The organism is Dyella sp. (genome assembly GCF_035277725.1).
Classification (GTDB): Bacteria; Pseudomonadota; Gammaproteobacteria; order Xanthomonadales; family Rhodanobacteraceae; genus Dyella_B.
Window position 1 is genome coordinate 1 of sequence record NZ_DATEJY010000189.1, and the last position, 19,009, is coordinate 19,009.

The window sequence follows — 19,009 nt, forward strand, 5'->3', positions numbered from 1 at the left end:
CCAAAGAAATGGCCTCAAGAGCTCATGGCGCTATGCCGGTTACGAGCCTGAACGTTCAAGGCCAGATCGATGGTTTACACCCTCAGGTTCTACATTTCCGCTATACCGCAACGCGCCGGAGCGCTGAGGCAAGTCCAAAAATCCAGCCCGAACTCCAGCGTTGCATGTCATCAGACCTGCCTTGATTTATCTGTGCCGCAGCGCCACGGCGCGTCGCGGTATAGCGGGGACGTAGAACCTGTGGCGACAATCCATCTCTCTGGCGATAAACGTTCGAGCTTGTAACCTTCCCGAGCCAAGAGCCTTTCAGGCCATTTCTTTGGGTTACTTTTCTTTGGGCCAGCAAAGAAAAGTGACTCGGTCCTTTAGGACCGAAAGCGCCGCAGGCAATCCCCAACTCGACCACATGGTCAATTCCCGCCACAACAAAAAAACCTTTGCCCGGAAGCCACTTCACACCCAATAAGCCCAATAAGCCAATACGCAATCACCCATCCGCAAGGATGCCACTCAAATATTCCTCAAGCCGCTCACCCTGCCCCCGCTCCAACGCCTCCCTCGGCGTAAGCCCCTCAAGCGCCACCAACGCATCGTTGTGCCACCAATCCAGAATGCATGTCGCGTCAGGTTCAATACGACAGGCCAAGGTCAAAATGCGCCGGCAGCGTTCTTTCATATCGTCGCCGGCCATCGAACCCAAGCCATCCACCGCCAGCAGATAGGCCGGCAATGCAAGCAACCAGGCCTCCAGATCATGATCGTTGGCAGCCATCATCGATTGAGGTTCCTTACATCGGATTATGTTTGTCCACGCATAGGAAGGACCGGCGCTGCCCAAGGAAAGTTCTTGCACCTGCAGGCGAAAGCAGCATGGGCGCGATATCGCCCGGAAAGGCAGGATTTTCATCCATACTGGCATCAGGCCAATTCTTACCGTGACCCTTTCTTTCGTCTATCTCGGCCAACGGCGAAACAGTTGTGAGTCATAGGAACAAATGAATAACGCCCACAATGACGCCATCGACCTGCTGAAGGTCTTGAAGGTATTTACACTCGTTTACGAGCTCGGCAATTTCTCCGCTGCCGCGCGTGTGCTGAGCATTACTCCCGGCGCTGTAAGCAAGCAGATCGGTTCGCTCGAAGACACGCTTGGTTGCCGCCTGTTTCAGCGCACCACGCGCCACTTGTCGATCACCGAGGAAGGGCATCGCCTGTACGCGCTGATACAACAACCGGCGCAACAGATCGAAGACGCCATTGCCACGCTCTCTTCCGACGAAGGGCGGCCCAAGGGAACCGTCAAGATTTCACTGCCGATTGCCTTCAGCCGCACCGTGATACTTCCTTCCTTGGTCCGCTTCCGGGAACGTTATCCTGAAATCACGCTCGATCTGCATTTCGAGAACCGGCACGTCGATCTTATTTCCGAAGGCTTCGATTGCGCGATCGGCCAACAGCATGAAACGGAATCCAGCATCATCGCGCGACGCTTGGCGCCGCTGACGCTTATCCTGTGCGCATCGCCCGCCTACCTCAAACGCCACGGCAAAGTGGCGTCGCTCGAGCACCTGGAACAGCATCAACTGATCGTGTTTCGATCGCCCACCACCGGTCGAGTCGAAACATGGAAGCTGCGCGAACAAGGCAAAGAGCACGTTATTCAACCGCGTTCGCGATTGATCGTTACGGATACCGAAGCCCAAGCCGAACTGGCCAGCACCGGTTGCGGCATTACCTTGATCGGCGCGCATCACGCTTATCCGCTGATTGCGTCCGGCAAATTGAAGCAGGTGCTTGTGCATCTGTCGGCGCGGCGCAGCGATATTTGCATCTATTACCCCGCAAGAAAGAATCTGCCGCGCCGCGTATCGGCGTTTGTTGAATTCGTGATTGATGAAGTCCGCAAGAATGACATCGTGCGGCATGTGGAAGGACTGACGCCGAATCCTTAGATTTGCCGCGCCATCGTAAAAACTAGCGAACGGCCAGGCGGACGGCCGCTTGCCACGGTCCTCTTGCGCCGATCCCCCCTCCATCGCCCACGGCCACGCAACCGAACCGGCGATTGTCCCGGAACCTTCATATCCAAGTAGTTCAATACCCGCGGTGCCAGGGCCGCGGCCTTCGGCATGGGAGTAAGGGGGAATCCGCAGAAGTTGGTCTGATATCAGCCCTGTGTCGTTGTACCTATATCAGGAGTCTTTACATGTTCAGTCTTCGCACGTTACGCAAGGCATGGTTGCCGGCATCGATCGCCGCCATGAGCATCGCGTTTGCCGCCTCTGCCCAGGTGGATTCGTCGCCGAACCCGCAGGCTTACTCGCAACATTTCCCGTGGCCCGGTTCCTGGCGTTCGCCGCAGGATGCGCTGCCTACAGCAACGCCGATCAAGCATCTGATCGTGATCTTCGGCGAGAACCGCTCGTTCGATCATTACTTCGGCACCTATCCGGTGGCCGCCAACCCGGCCGGCGAACCCGCCTTCAAGGCCAAGCCCTGGACGCCGCAAGTCGACGGCCTGACCCCCGACCTGCTATCGCAGAACCCCAATGCGCTGAACCCCGGCAATGGCGCCAATGCGGTCAACCCGTTCCGCCTTGATCGCACCCAGGCCAACACCGAAGGCCAGAACCACAGCTACACGCCGGAACAGCTGGCCTACGACAACGGCAAGGCCGATCTCTTTCCGAAGTACACCGGCAACAACACCGTCAGCAGCACCGGCGCGTTCGGCACGCACGGGCTGGTGATGGGCTACTTCGACGGCAACACCGTCACCGCGATGTGGAATTACGCGCAGCACTTCGCCATGGACGACAATGCATACACCGATACGTTTGGTCCGTCGACGCCGGGCGCGATCGCCGTGGTGTCGGGCACCAACAACGGCGCCAAGGTGGTGCTGGGTTCGGCCTCGACCGTGCCCGATGGGCAGGGTGGCCTGAGCCTGATCGGCGACACCGATCCGGCGTATGACATGTGCTCATCGACCTCCAGCACGGTCATGATGACTTCGAAGAACATCGGCGACCTGCTCAATGCCCACCACATCACCTGGGGTGGCTTCATGGGCGGCTTCGACCTCACCGCCACCAACGCCAACGGCACCACCGGCTGCGCCCGCAGCACCTACTCGAGCGTGCTCGCCGGCACCAAGACCGACTACATACCGCATCACAACTGGTTCCAGTATTACGCCAGCACCGCCAACCCCACGCATGCACGCCCGACTTCGGTGAACCAGATCGGCTACGCCGACGACAAGGACAGCGGCGCCACGCCGGTGCACCACGAGTATGACGTGCAGGATTTCTACAAGTCCGTGGAAGCCGGCAATTTCCCATCGGTCAGCTACATCAAGGCACCGGCTGTCGGCGACGCGCATCCGGGCAATTCCGATCCGCTCGACGAACAGACGTTCGTGGTGACGCTGCTGAACTTCCTGCAGAAACAACCTGATTGGCAGAACACGGCCGTCATTATCACCTATGACGACTCCGACGGCTGGTATGACCATCGCTACGCGTCACCAACGACGTCGTCCTTCGACAGCATCACGCCGGAAGGCTCGGTGGTGGGCGCCGACCAGCTCAACGGCCCGGGCATCTGCAACGCACCGGGTGCCAAGCAAGGCGTAGGCGTGAATGGCGGCAAGGTCAATGGCCGTTGTGGCCCCGGCACGCGCGTTCCGTTCCTGGTGATTTCGCCGTATGCACGCGAGAACTATGTTTCCGACGTGCGCGTCACGCAGGCTTCGGTGGTGCGTTTCATCGAAGACAACTGGCTGCATGGCGAACGCATCGGCCAAGGTTCGAACGACGCCAGCACTGGCAGCATCATGAGCTTGTTCGATTTCAATCGCCGAGTGCATGAGGAAAATGCGCGGCGCTTGTTCCTGGATCCGGATCAAGGCACGGTGGTGCATAAGCCGTGGCGTTCTTGATGGCCAGGTAACGCTGCTCGGAAATGATCCCCTGCTTGCCATGGAAGGCTGTCTTCTTAGTTCGTCGTCCCGGCGAAAGCCGGGACCCAGCGACTTTTAGCTTCTCAAAGGCACTGGACCCCGGCGTTCGCCGGGGCGACGACGTTTGAGGAATTTTCTGTACGACAGGTATTCGCATGCCATATTGGGGTTTGGCATTGCCTCACCCCAACCTACACAACGTCACGGCATTGAACAGATCTATGCAGAGCAAGCACCAATACTTGTTCAAGCTTGCCCTATGCGCGCTTGGCGCATTGAGCTGCGCCACCAGCTACGCCTTTATCGAGCAAGCTACGCAAGCTGACAACGGCGGCATCAATCCGCATCCCGTGCATTTGCTGCTTCCGCCCACCGCGCCCTTGAGCGCCGTGGCGCAACTGGGCAAAGCGCTGTTCTTCGATCCCATGCTCTCCGGCTCCGGCAAGCAATCCTGCGCTTCCTGCCATGACCCCAAGCACAGCTACAACCCGCCCAATGCGCTGACCGTGCAACCCGGCGGCGCGCACATGAAAAAAGCCGGTTTCCGTCCGCCGCCATCATTGGCCTATTTGTATCGGCAGATGCCTTTCAGTATTGGGCCGGATGCCGGCGACACCGACGTGCCGGTCAATCTCAATACCGTAGCCGCTTCCACTCGCAACGATCCACGCGCCAACAAATCCGCCGGTACTGCACCGGCCACCATTCCAATGGTGCCGCAAGGCGGATTGTTCTGGGACGGTCGCGCCGACTCGTTGCAACGCCAAGCCATCCTTCCCATCCTCAATCCGGTGGAAATGGCGAACAACAGCATCGGGGACGTCGCCAGGAAATTGGCGAACAGCCGCTATCGCCAATCCTTCGCACAACTGTTCGGCCCCGGCATCCTGCACGACGCACCGCAACTGGTCGACGAAGCGATGTTCGCCATCGGCCGCTACGAAATCGAAGACAGCTCCTTTCACCCCTTCACCAGCAAGTACGACGCATGGCTGCAAGGCCACGCTCGGCTGACGCCGCAGGAAATGCGCGGCCTGGCGTTGTTCAACGATCCGAACAAAGGCAACTGCGCCGCCTGCCATCTCAGCCAGCCAACCCGCGACGGCCTGCCGCCGCTGTTTACCGATACGCAATACGAAGCACTCGGCGTGCCACGCAATCCCGAGCTGGCCGCCAACAACAACCCAGAATTCTTCGACCTCGGCGTGTGCGGCCCCTTACGCAAAGACCTCGCCAGCCAGACGCAATACTGCGGCATGTTCCTCACCCCTACCCTGCGCAACGTCGACCGGCGCGCCGTGTTCTTCCACAACGGCGTCTACCGCAACCTCACGCAAGTGCTGGACTTCTACAACCTGCGCAGCGTGGCGCCGGAGAAAATCTATCCGCGCGATGCGCATGGAAAGCCGGCGCTGTACGACGACATCCCTGTTGCATACCAGAAGAACGTCGACACCACCGACGCACCTTTCGATCGGCATCTTGGCGATGCGCCTGCGCTGACGGCGCAGGATATCCAGGACATCATTGCGTTCCTGCATGCGTTGGATGATGGCCATACCGCGAAATAAACCGTGCGGGTCAACATCGCCTTACTCATCACGATGCACAACGAGGCCGCGTGTCATCAGCGACCAAACGAATGCACACATTGGCCATTCGGGACAAGTTGCCCAACGCGCCGCAAACAGATGCGTTTCGTGCAACCCGATATTGCACTGCGACACAAACGCTTCAAAAACGATTTCACCGAAAACCTGCCTTTTTCCCTGCGAAACTTGTTGACTTGCACTACAACCAAAGGGTAAAACCTTACTGCCTATGCGGACGATTAGGTTGGTTGTAGTAGATGGACTGACGATGTTCTTCTAAGGGGAAAAAAGAGGACACGTCGCCATGGAGGTCTGGCCTCCTTCGTCTTGGACCACTGTTGCTCATAGGGTTTGGTAGGAACGGTATTTACATGAACCGCTGTTCCCTCGCTGAAAATTCGCCGAGCTGCGTTTGGGCAGTGGTCGCCCGTGCCTGTGCCGCAAAGGGACAGTGCAAATCGATTTCCGTGCGTGATCAAGCCAGGAAAAGCGCGCTGCGCGCCCGCGGCAAATGCATTGCCGGCTATTCGCCGCCGGTATTGGCCGTCTAAAACCCTTATATCGACCTGACAACACGCCTTCCGGCTTGTTGATCGAGCTTGCTCGATCGCATCCGGCGCGTGCGCATGGCTTGCACCGCAGGCCGTGAATGTCGTGTCGCATCCATGAAGAAGACCGAACTACTGCGGGGGGAGAGCCCGTCGGACGGTCGTATCCTTGAATCGGAGAACCCGAATGAAAACGGCTGGTTTAAAGCGTAAGAATTTAGCGGTGGCCATCGCGATCGGTTTTGTTGCCGTGTTTGCAACAACCACCGCTTTGGCGACCGAAGTACGTGGTCATCTACAACAAGAAAACTCAGGGCAGCCGGTTGCCAACGCCAAGGTGTCGCTGGACGGCACTGCCTACACGGCCACGGCGGATAAAGACGGCAATTTTGTTTTTGCAGACGTACCGGCAGGCAGCTATACCGTTTCTGTTTCGCAAACGGGTTTCGCCACCACACATTCCGCGTTGACTGTCGGCAACACGGGGCCTGCCACGGTCAATATCAGCCTGAAGAAAGTGGCTGAACTCAAGGGTCTGATCGTGGCGGCCAACCGCTACGACGCCTCCACCATGCAGATGGATGCGCCCAACACCACCAATGTGCTGTCGGCGGCAAGCCTGCAGCACACCGCCGTACACAACGTGGCCGAAGCGCTCGGCCTGATTCCCGGCGTCAATGTGACCAATACCGGTTCGGGCTATTTCTCCGGCATCGACGGCGCAGCGCGCGGTGAAGGCGTCTACGCGACAGTGCGCGGCTTGCCGGCCGATTACGACGTTAACCTGATCAACGGTGTCGACGTCGCGCAAGGCATGCCGTACAGCCGCAGCGTGCAGTTGAGTCTGCTGCCGCCTTCCGGCTTGCAGACCATCGTTATGAACAAAACCTCCACCGCAGATATGGACGGCGATGCGATCGGCGGCACCGTAGATTTCCGCACACCGTCGGCGTACGACTTCGCCAAGGACATGAGCGGCAGCGTATCGGTGAGTGGCCGTTCGGAAAGCCGCGCGCGCGATTACGGGAACAGCGGACTGGGCGGCGGTTTTGCCGGCGATTTCCAGACCAAATTCGGCAGCGCGAAGCAGTTCGGCGTATATGCCAGTGCGTATTACGACTACCGCACTTACGTGAACAGCGAAGAGGCCGCGGCCACCAGCGCCTATAACGATGGCTCCTGGCAATTCGCGCACACCGATGCCAACGGCAACAACGCCCCTGGCTTCGACCCTTCCAAGAACCTGAGCAGCACCGGCATGAACGTCGGCGTGGTGCCCGGCTATGAGCGCCGCTACGGCGGCAATTTCTCGTTCGACTGGAAAGTCGACGAAACGCTCAGCACCTATCTGCGCATGACCTATGCGTACGCGCAGACCACGGAAGACACCTCGTTCACGCAGCTGATTCCCCGCAACATCACCTACAACCAGGTTGGCACCAGCAACGTCTACACGCCGAATATCGGCCGCATCGCCAGCCGCTACTGGTACGAAACCAACCCGGAAATCGCCGACCTTGCCACCTTCCAGGCAGGTGGCGACAAGACCGTTGGCGGCTGGACGATTTCACCGAATGTGTTCTACAGCTTCGGTGACAACGATCGTCCCGACCACGTGGAAATCGACGGCCGCGAAGACAAGTATTCGCAAACCAACTTTGCCTATAGTGGCAGCACGCTCATGGGCTATGGCAACGGCAGCTTCCCCTATCCGCAGCTGACGCCCGCACTGCTGGCGCAGGTCAACAACATTCCTGGCCTGTACGCCAACGATGATGGCGAACTCACCAAGATCTATTCCGGCCAACGCAAGGGCGGCGCGAAAGTCGATTTCCGCTACGACTTCGCCAACGGCAGCCTGTCCTCGATCCAGTTCGGCGCCAAGTTCACTGAAAGCGTGCGCAATTACACCAATCGCGACTGGTCGACCGCGGGCATCAACGATGGCGTCACCACGCTGGGCGATCTGGGCATCTTCAACGGTACTTACAATTCGATCTTTCCCGGCCAATACAACTGGAAATCGCCCAAGGTCAGCGAATCGGCGGTCAGCAACCTGATCCAGCAATACCTGGTGTCCAGCGACCTGGATACCTGCGGCGACAGCCTTTACGCCAACAACTACAACTGCGACACCTTGCGCGGCAGGGAAGCGGTCAGCGCCATCTATGGCAAGGCCACGTTCAATATCGGCAACCTGGAAATCATCCCAGGCTTGCGTTTCGAGCACACCGGCATCCAGAACACTTACTGGGTGGTGCCGCAGGACAGTTCGGGCAACGAAACACTCGGTTATTTCCAGACCAATCACTCGGTCTTCAACGAACCGCTGCCCAGCGTGTTCCTCAATTACCGCCCTACCGACGGCAGCGTGTATCGCGTCGGCTTGTGGCAAAGCTACACGCGCCCTTCCCTCTATCAATTGGGCAGCAGCTCGTCGGTAAGCGTGTCGCAGGGCGTCACTACCATCACGCGCGGCAATCCCAACCTGAAGGCAATCGAGGCGACCAATCTCGATTTCTCCGGCCAGTGGAGCAACGACAATGGCGGCTATGCATCGGTGGCCGGCTTCTACAAACATCTGAGCCACTACATCTACGATGCCGGCGGCGGACAGGCCAACTCCAACACCAATGGCGCAGGCACAGTGTTCTACAAGACGCCGGAAAACGGCGGCAATGGCCGCGTGTATGGCATCGAGCTGGATACCCACCAGAAGTTCAAGTTCCTGCCTGAACCCTTCGACGGCTTGGGCGTCAGCTTCAACGCCACCCGCCAGAACACCAAGGTGAACCTGGGTGTGCCCGGTTTCCAGAACGAAGAAATGCAAAGCGCGCCGAAGTTCATGGCGAACGCGGAAGTGTTCTACGAAAAGAACGGCTTCTCGCTCAACCTGAGCTATCACTACACCAGCGCGTGGCTGGCGAACTACGACCAATTGAATGAGGGCGCACCGTGGGACGACTTGTGGATCCGGCCGATCAAGCGTCTTGACCTGCATGCGGGCTATGCGTTCAACAATGGCTTACAGGTGGATTTTTCGATCTCCAACCTGGCGAAGAACTATAGCTATTGGGCGCACATCGGGCGGCAGAGCCTGGTCATCTCCGACATTGTCGATACCGGGATGACGTCATTGTTGACGGTGAAGTACAACTTCTGATGCGATTGGCGTCGGATCTCCAAGAACGCGACGTGGCGCCCTCCCCTGCTTGGCAGGGAAGGGTTGGGTCGATGCGAGATGTCATTCCGGCGAAGGCCGGAATGACGATTCGCTCTGAAACGGAGTTGCCATTCATTTCGATTTCCCTGCCGAAACCCGTATGCACATGTACCGTCGAAAACCTAACGACCGTCATTCCAGCGAAAGCTGGAATCCAGCGACTTGGGGGCCGAAAGGCACTGGATTCCAGCTTTCGCTGGAATGACGAGAGCGAGCCCGTAGGCTGGGGTGAAATCCCAGCATGCTTGAGCATGGCAGTGCAGGGATTTCATCCCAGCCTACGATTTCATCCCAGCCTACGAGGGGTTCGCTGCGCATGAAACGCCGCCAATTCCTCAGCTTCGCTCTGTTATCCACCTTGGCCATGGACCGCCGCATCCTCGCTGCGAACAGCGTGCACGGCATCGCAACGCCACTGCCCGACGGCAAGCCGCACCGCTTCACCCTGCAAGACCACGATTTCATGCTGGACGGCAAGCGCGTCCAGATCCGCAGCGGCGAGATGCATCCCGCGCGCATTCCCAAATCGCATTGGCAACACCGCATCCAGATGGCCAAGGCGATGGGCCTCAATACCATCGCGCTGTACCTCATGTGGAATCATTTGGAACGCGAACCGGGTGTGTTCGATTTCACCTCGGAGAACCGCGATTTCGTGCATTTCATCCAGCTCTGCCAGCAAGAAGGCATGTGGGTGTATCTGCGCCCTGGCCCGTATATATGCGGCGAGTGGGACATGGGTGGATTGCCGCCTTATTTGCTACGCGACAAGAACATCAAGCTGCGTGACCGGCATGATCCGGATTACATGGCCGCCGTCCAACGCTATATCGCCGCCATCGCGCCGAAGATCGCGCCGCTGATGGCCGATGCCGGCGGACCGATCCTGATGTTGCAAGTCGAAAACGAATATTCCTCGTTCGCTGCCGACGTCGGTTATCTGGAAGCCATCAGCGATCTATGGCGAGTGCACGGCATTGATGGACCATTTTCGATTTGCGATGTGTCGCCCGACCTCAAGCGTCGACGCGCTTATCTGCCCGGCGCCGCATTGGGTCTGGACGGCGCGGAACCGCTGCAATTGCGCGAAGGGGTGCACTTTGCGCCGCATGCACCCGTGTGGGTGGGCGAGACCTATCCTGGCTGGCTTACGCATTGGGGTGAGCACGAACTGGCACACAAGGATTGCGCTGATGCGCTGCGCAAGATCATGGCCGGCGGGTACTCCTTCAATCTGTATGTCGTGCATGGCGGCACCAACTTCGGCCTGACCGCCGGCGCCAACGCGGATGACGACGGCTCCAATTTCCAGCCGGTGATCACCAGCTACGACTACGGGGCACCGATCGACGAACGTGGCGATCCTACGCCGGCCTATCACGTGCTGCGCGACATTCTTGGCAGTGCGAACGCAATACCGCCACCCTGCCCGCGCGGCGCTTTCGCCGACGTATTGCCCACGCCGTTTGCATCGCTTTGGGACAACCTCCCCACCGCACCGGCGCCAACGCATACACCCGCCAGCAACGAACAATTGTTGCGGCAAAACCAGGGTCTGGTGGTGTATCACAAGACCGTCAAGCGCGGCCGGCATTTGCACATCGATGGCGTGCGCGACTATGCCGTGGTGCATATCGATCGGCGCGAGCGTGGCAGTATTTCGCGCGTGCACGATGCGCGGCTTCATTCTTCGCCCGATCTGCACCTTGCGCACGACAACCACGATGGCGAGATGGCGTTGGACATCCTTGTCGACAGTTTCGGGCACATCAACTTCGGTCCGCAGCTGGGCGACCGCAAAGGCTTGGTCGGCCACGTGCAGCTCGATGGCAAGCCGCTGTACGACTGGCAGGTGTTTGGCCTTCCGTTGGACGACACTTTTATCGCCAACCTGAAACCGGTGATGACATATCCCGATCGACCGGGCCAGCTCTTCCAGGCGACGGTTGCTCTGCAAAAACACGGGGACGTTTATCTGGATATGCGTGCCTGGACCAAAGGCTACGTGTGGGTCAACGGCCATCTGTTGGGGCGCTACTGGCATATCGGCCCGCAACAATGCCTGTATTGCCCGAGTGAATGGCTGACCGATGGCGATAACCGCCTGGTGATTCTGGATCTGCACCAGACCACGGCGGCTCCGATACGTTGTGCAGACAACCTGGTGGGCGCGGCATGATGCATGTATCCAGGCAAGTGAGCGGAGCCGACGTGGCCCATGTCAATGATCAAGGCGAAGCGCTGATCGCGTCCGCCGAAGCAAGCGCAAATCCGCCGCGTGTCATGGGTTTTTGGGGCGGCCTTTCGGCCAATCTCTTGAACATGATCGGCGTGGGGCCGTTCATCACTATTCCATTGGCGCTCTCCGCGCTCGCCGGGCCGATGGTGCTGGTGGGTTGGTTGGCCGGCGCCCTGCTGTGCCTGTGCGATGGCCTGGTCTGGGCCGAGCTGGGCTCGACCATTCCCGAATCCGGCGGCCCGTATCACTACCTGCGCACGGCGTATGGCAGCGAAGGGCTTGGACGTCTATTTGGTTTTCTTTACCTGTGGCAGACCGTGCTTACCGCGCCGTTGTCGATCGGTTCGGCGGCAGTGGGTTTTGCGCAATATCTCGCCTTCCTGATTCCGGGCCTGGGCCATCAAGGGCAGATCGCCGCGGCGGTCGTGCTATGCCTGGCCAACACTGCCTTGCTGTATCGGCGTGTCGATTCGGTGCAGCGCCTGTCGTTGCTGGTGAGCGTGATGGTGATCGGTGCGTGCGTGTGGATCGTCGCGAGCGGCTTGCTGCATTTCGATACGCGCCTGGCTGCGCAATTCCTGCATGCCGGCGGCGACTCCAAGCATGGTTTCTGGCTCGGCCTCGGCGCCGTCAGCCTGATCGCGGTGTACGACTACGGCGGCTACAACAACGTGTGCATGCTGGGTGGCGAGATCAAGCGGCCGCGCCGCACGATTCCACTTGCCGTCTTGACGTCGATTCCGATCGTCGCCCTGCTCTACATGGGCTTGAATATCGCCGTGCTCGGCGTGCTGCCATGGCAGGAAGCTGCGCACTCGAAGGCAGTCGTTGCGGATTTCATGCAATCGATCTACGGCAGGACCGGCGGCATTACGGCGGTGCTGCTGATCCTGCTGGCAACGTGGGGTTCGGCGCTGGTGGTGTTGCTCGGCTACTCGCGCGTGCCGTATGCCGCGGCCGCGTCCGGCCAGTTTTTCCGCATGTTTGCGCGACTGCATCCACGCGGGCAGTTTCCGACCGTGTCGCTGTTGTTCACCGGTGCCGCCTCAGCACTGGCCTGCACGTTGTCGCTGGACAACTTGATCGCCGCCTTGATGGTGATCCAGATCATGTTCCAGTACATGGCGCAATGCCTGGCGATCGTGCTGCTGCGCCGGCGCGGACGCGAGCATGCCGACACATTCCGCATGCCGCTGTATCCCTTGCCAGTGGTAGTCAGCGTGATCGGCTGGCTCTACATCGTGTGCACCAGTCCCGGGCGGCACATCCTTGCCGGCATCGCGACGATGGTGGGCGGCACGCTGATTTATGTGATCGACGCATGGAGAAAGAAGGCATGGCCTTTTCAGAGCCCATGAAACGTTGGGATGTCGTCGTGGTGGGCGAGATTTATGCGGATCACGTCTTCAGCGGTTTTCAGCGCTGGCCGGCGCCGGGCGAAGAAGTCCACGCCGAGCATTACTTGCGCGAGCTGGGCGGCGGCGCGGTCAACACCGCCTGTGCGCTGGCGCGCCTGCAACATCGCGTGCGACTGGTCGGCTTGATTGGCGAAGCCGATCGCAGCTGGTTCGAAACACGCTTGCAAGGGTTTGGTCTCTCGGCGGACGGTTTGCGCAGCGATCCACTCGGCACCGGTGTCACGGTAAGCGTTTCCACCCGGGAAGACCGCTCGTTCTATACGTATCTCGGCGCCAATCGCCGCCTGGCGGACATGCTGGATGACGTCAACCTGCGCGCCGAATTGATCGCCGCCCGCCACGTGCATTTCGCCATGCCGCTCGCCGCGGATGTGGCCAAACGCCTGTTTCCGCTGCTACGCAAAGCCGGCTGCACTACCTCGCTGGATGTCGGCTACAGCCCGGACTGGTTGCGTGATCCGGCCAACCCATGGACCTGCCGCGCGGTGGATTATTTTTTCCCGAACCAGACTGAAGCCCACTTGCTGACCGGCGACGACAGTGCGGAAGCATTCCGCGATTGGGCCTCGTCCATGGCGATCCAGCATGGCGTCATCAAGCTGGGTGCTGCGGGCGCCGCGGCCGTGATCAACGGCGAGCTGCTGCGCGTCGCGCCGCCGCGTGTGGAAGCAATCGACATGACCGGCGCCGGCGATGCGTTCGATGCCGGTTTTATCGACGGCGTATTGAGTGGCGAATCGACCGAAGACTGCCTGCGGCGCGCGTGCATTTGCGGCGCCTTGTGCACGACGCGGATCGGTGCGCTGGAAGGACTACCCGATTCTCTTTCGTTACGGAGTATCTATGAGCAAACCTATGGAACGTAAGATCGCCCTGATCGGTGGCGGCGGTGTGCGCGCCCCGCTGGTGATCTTCGGTGTCGATGAAGCGACAGAAGCCTTGGGCGCCGCGGAAATGGTGCTGTACGACCCCGACCAGGAACGCCTGGCGGTGATGGTGGAACTGGGCAAGGCGATCGTGGCCAAATCCGGCGGCTCGTTGCGTTTGCGTGCAGCGACGTCGGCGGAGGATGCCATCGACGGCGCGCATTTCGTGCTCAACAGCATTCGTGTCGGCGGTATTGCCGGACGCGCCGCGGATGAGCGCGCATCGATCGAGCACGGCTATCCGGGGCAGGAAACCACCGGGCCGGCCGGTGCCGCCATGGCCTTGCGCACGGTGCCTGCCGCACTCGAACAAGCGCGCTTGGTGGAGCGTTTGAGCCCGGATGCGTGGCTGGTGAATTTCACCAATCCCGCCGGCCTTATCACCCAGGCCGTGACCAGCCATAGCAACGTCAAGATGGTCGGTATCTGCGATACGCCGACCGAGCTTTTCCACAATATCGCCAAGGCATTGGGCGAACCGTGGAGCGACGTGCAATGCGATTACGTCGGCCTCAACCACCTGGGCTGGGTGCGCGGCGTGCGCGTGCGCGGCCGGGATGTGATGGATACCTTGCTCGGCAGCGACGAACTGCTGCGCCAGCTTTACCTCGCGCCGCTGTTCGACTTCAACATGATCCGCTCGCTGCGGCTTATTCCCACCGAATACCTGTTCTTCTATTACGAACGCCGGCGCGCCCTGCACAACCAGTTGCAGCAAGGCGGCAGCCGCGGCGCGGAAATCCAGCAGTTGAACCAGGTATTGATCGACACCTTGAAAAGCCGCCTGATGGCCGGCGATGGCGATGGCGCCGTGGCGACCTATGCGGCCTATCTCAACCAGCGTTCCGGCTCGTACATGAAACTGGAAGCGGAAGGCGGCTCGGCGTTCGATCCCGACGTCAGCCTGCAGGTCGATCCGTTCCGTGTGGCTACCGGCTATCACCGCATCGCCATCGACGTGATGAGCGCGCTGACTGGCGCCAAGCCTGCCACCATCGTGGTCAACACGCGCAATCGCGGCGCACTGCCGGACCTGCCGGATGGCGATATCGTGGAGACGGCAGCGCGCATCAGTCTTGACTCGATTGTTCCCGAGCCGATTGCACCGTTACCCGATGAAGTACGCGGGCTGGTGCACGCGGTGAAGGCTTATGAACGCGCTGCAATCGATGCCGCGTTGAACAACACAAGGCTGACGGCACGCAAGGCGTTACTGATCCATCCGGCCATTGGCGAATGGAGCCCCAGTGAAGCGTTGTTGCGCAACATGTTCGATACCGCCGATGCGGATGGCGAGTGCCTTTGCCAAGGTCACATGCACGGCCATTTGCGCGGATAAGCTTCGCAGCCGTAGGTTGGATTGCCTTGGACTTGATCCCTGTCTCTTGATCACATCTTGTTCCGCTTGCTGATCATGCTCGATAGCTGCAAAAACGCCACAGACCGGCTCCCTCCCCTGCTTGCAGGGGTGGGGTGCGAGCGAAGCGCGCGGCGGCAGCCGAACATCGCTTCGAGCCATTTTCTGGGGAAATTCAGCCGTACGCTAAAGCCCAAGCAACCCCACCCCGCCCTCCCCTACTGCCGCAGGGGAGGGAGCGATCATCGCAAGGCTGGGCTCTATAGCCACGTCGGATTCGTGATCAAGAGACAGGACTTGATCCGGGGTAACCCAACATATTCGAAGCGATTCGTTGGGTTAGGCTGCGCTAATCCAACCTGCGATGAAATCCCAGCGGCAGCCGCGGCCATGCAACCGGCATGCGGATGCCAAGCAAAGCCTTGCGCATCCACGCGCAAGCCGGCCGCTCGATCCACACAAACGTCGCCCACGCGCATAGCACGGCGGCGAGCGGACGCGCGAGGAACAATACATAGTTCGCCGCGCTCGGCGTCAACGGCGCATGGGCCACGATGCGCTGCATCGCTTCAAACACATACACGTGCACGAGATAAAGCGAATAGGATATCTCGCCCAGCCAGACCGACCACACCGGCACGGCGATACGAACGACCTTGACCAGCATCACCAGGCCAAGCAACGCAATCGCCAGCGGTGCTCCCCACCCGCGCGGCCCGAAGAAATTCACCATGCCAAGGCGATGCCAGCCTGCAAGCAGCGCGACAAGCAAGACGCATGTGATCGTGCACACGACCACCACGCGCCTGCACACGATGCCGGAAACATACAACCATGCCGCCAGCATGCCGAATACGAAATCCCAGACGATCGGATTGATCGCCAGATTCGCATAGCGCGACCACATCACCAGCGGCTGCGATGCGACGCCCAGGTTATAGCCGCCACGGAACAACGGTATCGCCAGTAGCGTCAAGGCAAACCACGCTGCCATGCCGGCGTAACGCCACCGCCCCAGCACCATGCAGGCCGCAAACACGAGATAGAAGTAGCACTCGAAGCACAGCGTCCATGCCACGCCTACCGCCATCTGAAAATAGATACCCGACGCGGCCGGGTTGTGCGGCACGAAGATCAGGCCTTCCAGATAAGGCAACAGCACGGATGGATCGCGAAACCCGCGCAAGCCATGATGCTCCACCGCCAAGGCCACCACGCTCACGATGGCGAACAACGGCCAGATGCGCGCCACACGCTTGGCTGCGAAGCGCCATGCATACGCCGGCGTGCCGTCGAAATTGCGCGTGGTCAGCACCATCAAAAAGCCGCTGATGATGAAGAACAGATCCACGCCCATCGCCATGGGCAACAGCAGGTGATTGGCAATCACCGTCCCTGCCGCGCTGCCCATGAGTGCACCGCGGTCATGGACCATCACGACCATAAAGGCCGCCATGCCCCGCAGCGCCTGCAGCCAGGCCAGCTTTTTCTCATGGGTATCCACGCGCGTGAGTGCGCGTTTTTGATGGTTTGGTTGCCATGCAGGCTGGGATGAAAATCCCAACGCTTTTCCGGACTGCCTCATGCTGGGGTGTCATCCCAGCTACATATGGCCCGAACCGCCTTCAGCGTTGATTAGCCAACGTCCACGTTGCGTATGTTTTTCCATAAAAATTCCGCAACGATTGTTTCGATCTAAATTTCAGCCCGTTAGCTCTCTCTGCAACACTTCTACGACGTGATGTTGTCGTGATGTTCACAGACACGTCACGCGTCGCTGAGCGATTCGCGACAACGCCTTCATCCCCTCTTGATCTGCGCGCTGAAATTCTCCGCCGCCAAACTCGCACGTTTTTTCGAACCACTCCTCCAAGGAATCGAGATGGCCCGGCAAGCAGTGACACTAATCGGTGGTGGCCTGGTGGGCGCACTGCTCGCACAACTTCTGGCCACGCACGGTTTTTCCGTCACGGTTTTTGAAAAACGCTCCGATCCGCGGCGACTCAACTTCGCGCGTGGCCGCGCGATCAACTTGGCCATTGCCGAGCGTGGATGGCAGGCCTTGCGGACGGCAGGGCTGGCGCAACGCGCGCTGCGGATGTCAGTGATGATGCGCGGACGCATGGTGCATGGGCGCGATGGCACCGGCAGCCTGCAGCGCTATGGTCTGGACGACAGCGAAGTGATCTGGTCCATTTCGCGCAGCGGCCTCAATGCACTGCTGGTGGATGCCGCCGAAGAAGCTGGTGCTACGTTCCACTTCGGCCAGACGCTGGTGTCTACCGATATGGATACGCGCAGCCTGTCGCTGATGGACCGCGAGGATGTACCGCGAGAATGCGAAGCCGGCTTGCTGATCGGTGCCGATGGCGCCGGCTCGGCCCTGCGCGCTGCGATGGATCTTTATCAACCGCTCGGCATTCGGGTTGAACCGCTCGGCCATGGCTACAAGGAACTGGAGATTCCACCCGCCACCGGTAGAAACCGCTTTGCGATCGAACCCAATGCCCTGCATATCTGGCCGCGCGGCGGCTATATGTCCATTGCCACGCCGAACATCAACGGCAGCTTCAACGTCACGCTGTTTCTGCCATTGCACGGGACCTATCCCAGTTTCGACACGCTGCGCGACGCTGCTACGGCGAGCGCCTTTTTTGCCCGCGAATTCCCCGAACTGTTTCCGCTGATGCCATGCTTCGCCGATGACTTCGATGGCCATCCTGTCGGCAAGCTCGCCACGCTGTATCTCGACCGCTGGCACATCGATGGACGTGCCGTGCTCGTCGGCGATGCCGCGCATGCCATCGCGCCATTTCATGGCCAAGGCATGAATTGCGGCTTCCAGGATGCCGTGGCGCTGGCCGATCTGTTGGCCGGCTGCGGCCGCGATACAGCCGGCGCGTTCGCGCAGTTCCAGCAGGTCCGCAAGCCGAATGCGGATGCGATCGCGGCGATGACATTGGAGAACTACGTCGAAATGCGCGACTCGGTCGCCGACCCGCATTACCTTGCCAAGCTCGAACTTGAAGCGCTGTTGACGCAATGGGCGCCCGAGTACTTCATGTCGCGCTATCGCATGGTCACCTTTACGGCATTGCCGTATGCGTACGCCTATGCACGCGGTCGCGCGCAAAACGAAGTGATCGAGCAACTTCTTCGCGACTTTGGCCGCCCCGGCGATGTGCCGCAGAACGTTGCAATAGCGTCGCTGCAACAGGCCCTTCCACCGTTACAAAGCGTGGAAGATCCAGCTATTCATCCGATGCATGCGGCGGCGTTGTCGCGTTTTGCCTTCTTTGAGGCTTAGCTGCCTGGACAGGCAAGGGCTTATGTCACCCAGTTCGATGGATATGCACTCTAGGGATGCTCTGATCTATTCCATGCACCCGGCATGACGTCCAGAAGGCCCGCAGGGTGTGTTGCGTGGCGCAGGGCAGACTGGCCATCTGTTCAAGCCGCGCGGCGCAGCCTGCGGGCCTTCTGGACGTCACCCCGTCTTTGTATTCAATGCGTTGGGGCCACACTGTATGCGTGCCTCGCTTCGCCCCGCCGTCTCGACATACAACCAGTATGCCTTCACCGTCGGGGCGAAGCGAGGCGCGCATACCGTGCGGTGACGGGTACATGGAATAGATCAGAGCATCCCTAGTCTTACTGTGTCATAAATTCACGAGGTGTTCTGAACGGGTGCTCGTCCGCAACATGGACAGCGCGGCAAGCTAGCTGCGAGCGCGAGGCTGAG

At 59.9% G+C, this 19,009-nt stretch carries 12 protein-coding genes; 10 read left to right on the forward strand and 2 right to left on the reverse strand.

Features of this window, described 5'->3' with window-relative positions; all coding sequences use genetic code 11:
- Window positions 1–185, forward strand: a 185-nt coding sequence (locus VJR68_RS16230) for a hypothetical protein (protein WP_324149404.1), incomplete at its 5' end; no start/stop codon positions are given.
- A 302-nt stretch (window positions 186–487) separates the two neighbouring features.
- Here VJR68_RS16230 and VJR68_RS16235 read toward each other — a convergent pair.
- Window positions 488–907, reverse strand: coding sequence for a hypothetical protein (locus VJR68_RS16235; RefSeq protein WP_324149406.1), 420 nt, complete (start codon window positions 905–907; stop codon window positions 488–490).
- 88 nt (window positions 908–995) lie between these two features.
- Between VJR68_RS16235 and VJR68_RS16240 the strand changes: the two genes are divergently transcribed.
- The 8 genes from VJR68_RS16240 (at window position 996) to VJR68_RS16275 (ending at window position 15,249) form a co-directional block, all read left to right on the forward strand.
- Window positions 996–1,952, forward strand: coding sequence for a LysR family transcriptional regulator (locus VJR68_RS16240; protein WP_324149408.1), 957 nt, complete (start codon window positions 996–998; stop codon window positions 1,950–1,952).
- 254 nt (window positions 1,953–2,206) lie between these two features.
- Complete coding sequence (locus VJR68_RS16245; protein WP_324149410.1) at window positions 2,207–3,943, forward strand: alkaline phosphatase family protein; 1,737 nt, start codon at window positions 2,207–2,209, stop codon at window positions 3,941–3,943.
- 242 nt (window positions 3,944–4,185) lie between these two features.
- Window positions 4,186–5,535 (forward strand): cytochrome-c peroxidase, encoded by a 1,350-nt coding sequence (locus VJR68_RS16250; RefSeq protein WP_324149412.1) that lies wholly within the window; start codon window positions 4,186–4,188, stop codon window positions 5,533–5,535.
- Window positions 5,536–6,291: 756 nt separating this feature from the next.
- Window positions 6,292–9,267, forward strand: coding sequence for a TonB-dependent receptor (locus tag VJR68_RS16255; RefSeq protein ID WP_414647804.1), 2,976 nt, complete (start codon window positions 6,292–6,294; stop codon window positions 9,265–9,267).
- A 376-nt stretch (window positions 9,268–9,643) separates the two neighbouring features.
- Window positions 9,644–11,506, forward strand: coding sequence for a beta-galactosidase (locus VJR68_RS16260; RefSeq protein WP_324149415.1), 1,863 nt, complete (start codon window positions 9,644–9,646; stop codon window positions 11,504–11,506).
- Window positions 11,507–11,610: 104 nt separating this feature from the next.
- Entirely contained in the window at window positions 11,611–12,924 is a 1,314-nt protein-coding gene (locus VJR68_RS16265; protein ID WP_324149426.1) for an APC family permease, read from the forward strand.
- The gene (locus VJR68_RS16270) at window positions 12,921–13,850 is read left to right on the forward strand and encodes a carbohydrate kinase family protein (protein ID WP_324149417.1); all 930 of its coding nucleotides are present in this window, start codon (window positions 12,921–12,923) and stop codon (window positions 13,848–13,850) included. Before VJR68_RS16265 ends, VJR68_RS16270 begins: the two co-directional genes overlap by 4 nt.
- A complete protein-coding gene (locus VJR68_RS16275) occupies window positions 13,840–15,249 on the forward strand; it encodes a 6-phospho-beta-glucosidase (protein ID WP_414647805.1) in 1,410 nt (469 codons plus the stop codon). The genes VJR68_RS16270 and VJR68_RS16275 overlap by 11 nt, the downstream gene beginning before the upstream one ends.
- A gap of 367 nt (window positions 15,250–15,616) precedes the next feature.
- On the opposite strand, the gene VJR68_RS16280 is transcribed toward VJR68_RS16275, so the two are convergent.
- Window positions 15,617–16,771 carry an acyltransferase gene (locus VJR68_RS16280; protein WP_324149421.1) on the reverse strand — a complete coding sequence of 385 codons (1,155 nt, stop codon included), beginning with the start codon at window positions 16,769–16,771 and terminating at the stop codon, window positions 15,617–15,619.
- A gap of 378 nt (window positions 16,772–17,149) precedes the next feature.
- On the opposite strand from VJR68_RS16280, the gene VJR68_RS16285 reads away from it, so the two are divergent.
- Window positions 17,150–18,574: an NAD(P)/FAD-dependent oxidoreductase gene (locus tag VJR68_RS16285; RefSeq protein WP_324149422.1), complete on the forward strand. Its 1,425-nt coding sequence runs from the start codon at window positions 17,150–17,152 to the stop codon at window positions 18,572–18,574.
- Window positions 18,575–19,009: the final 435 nt, after the last annotated feature.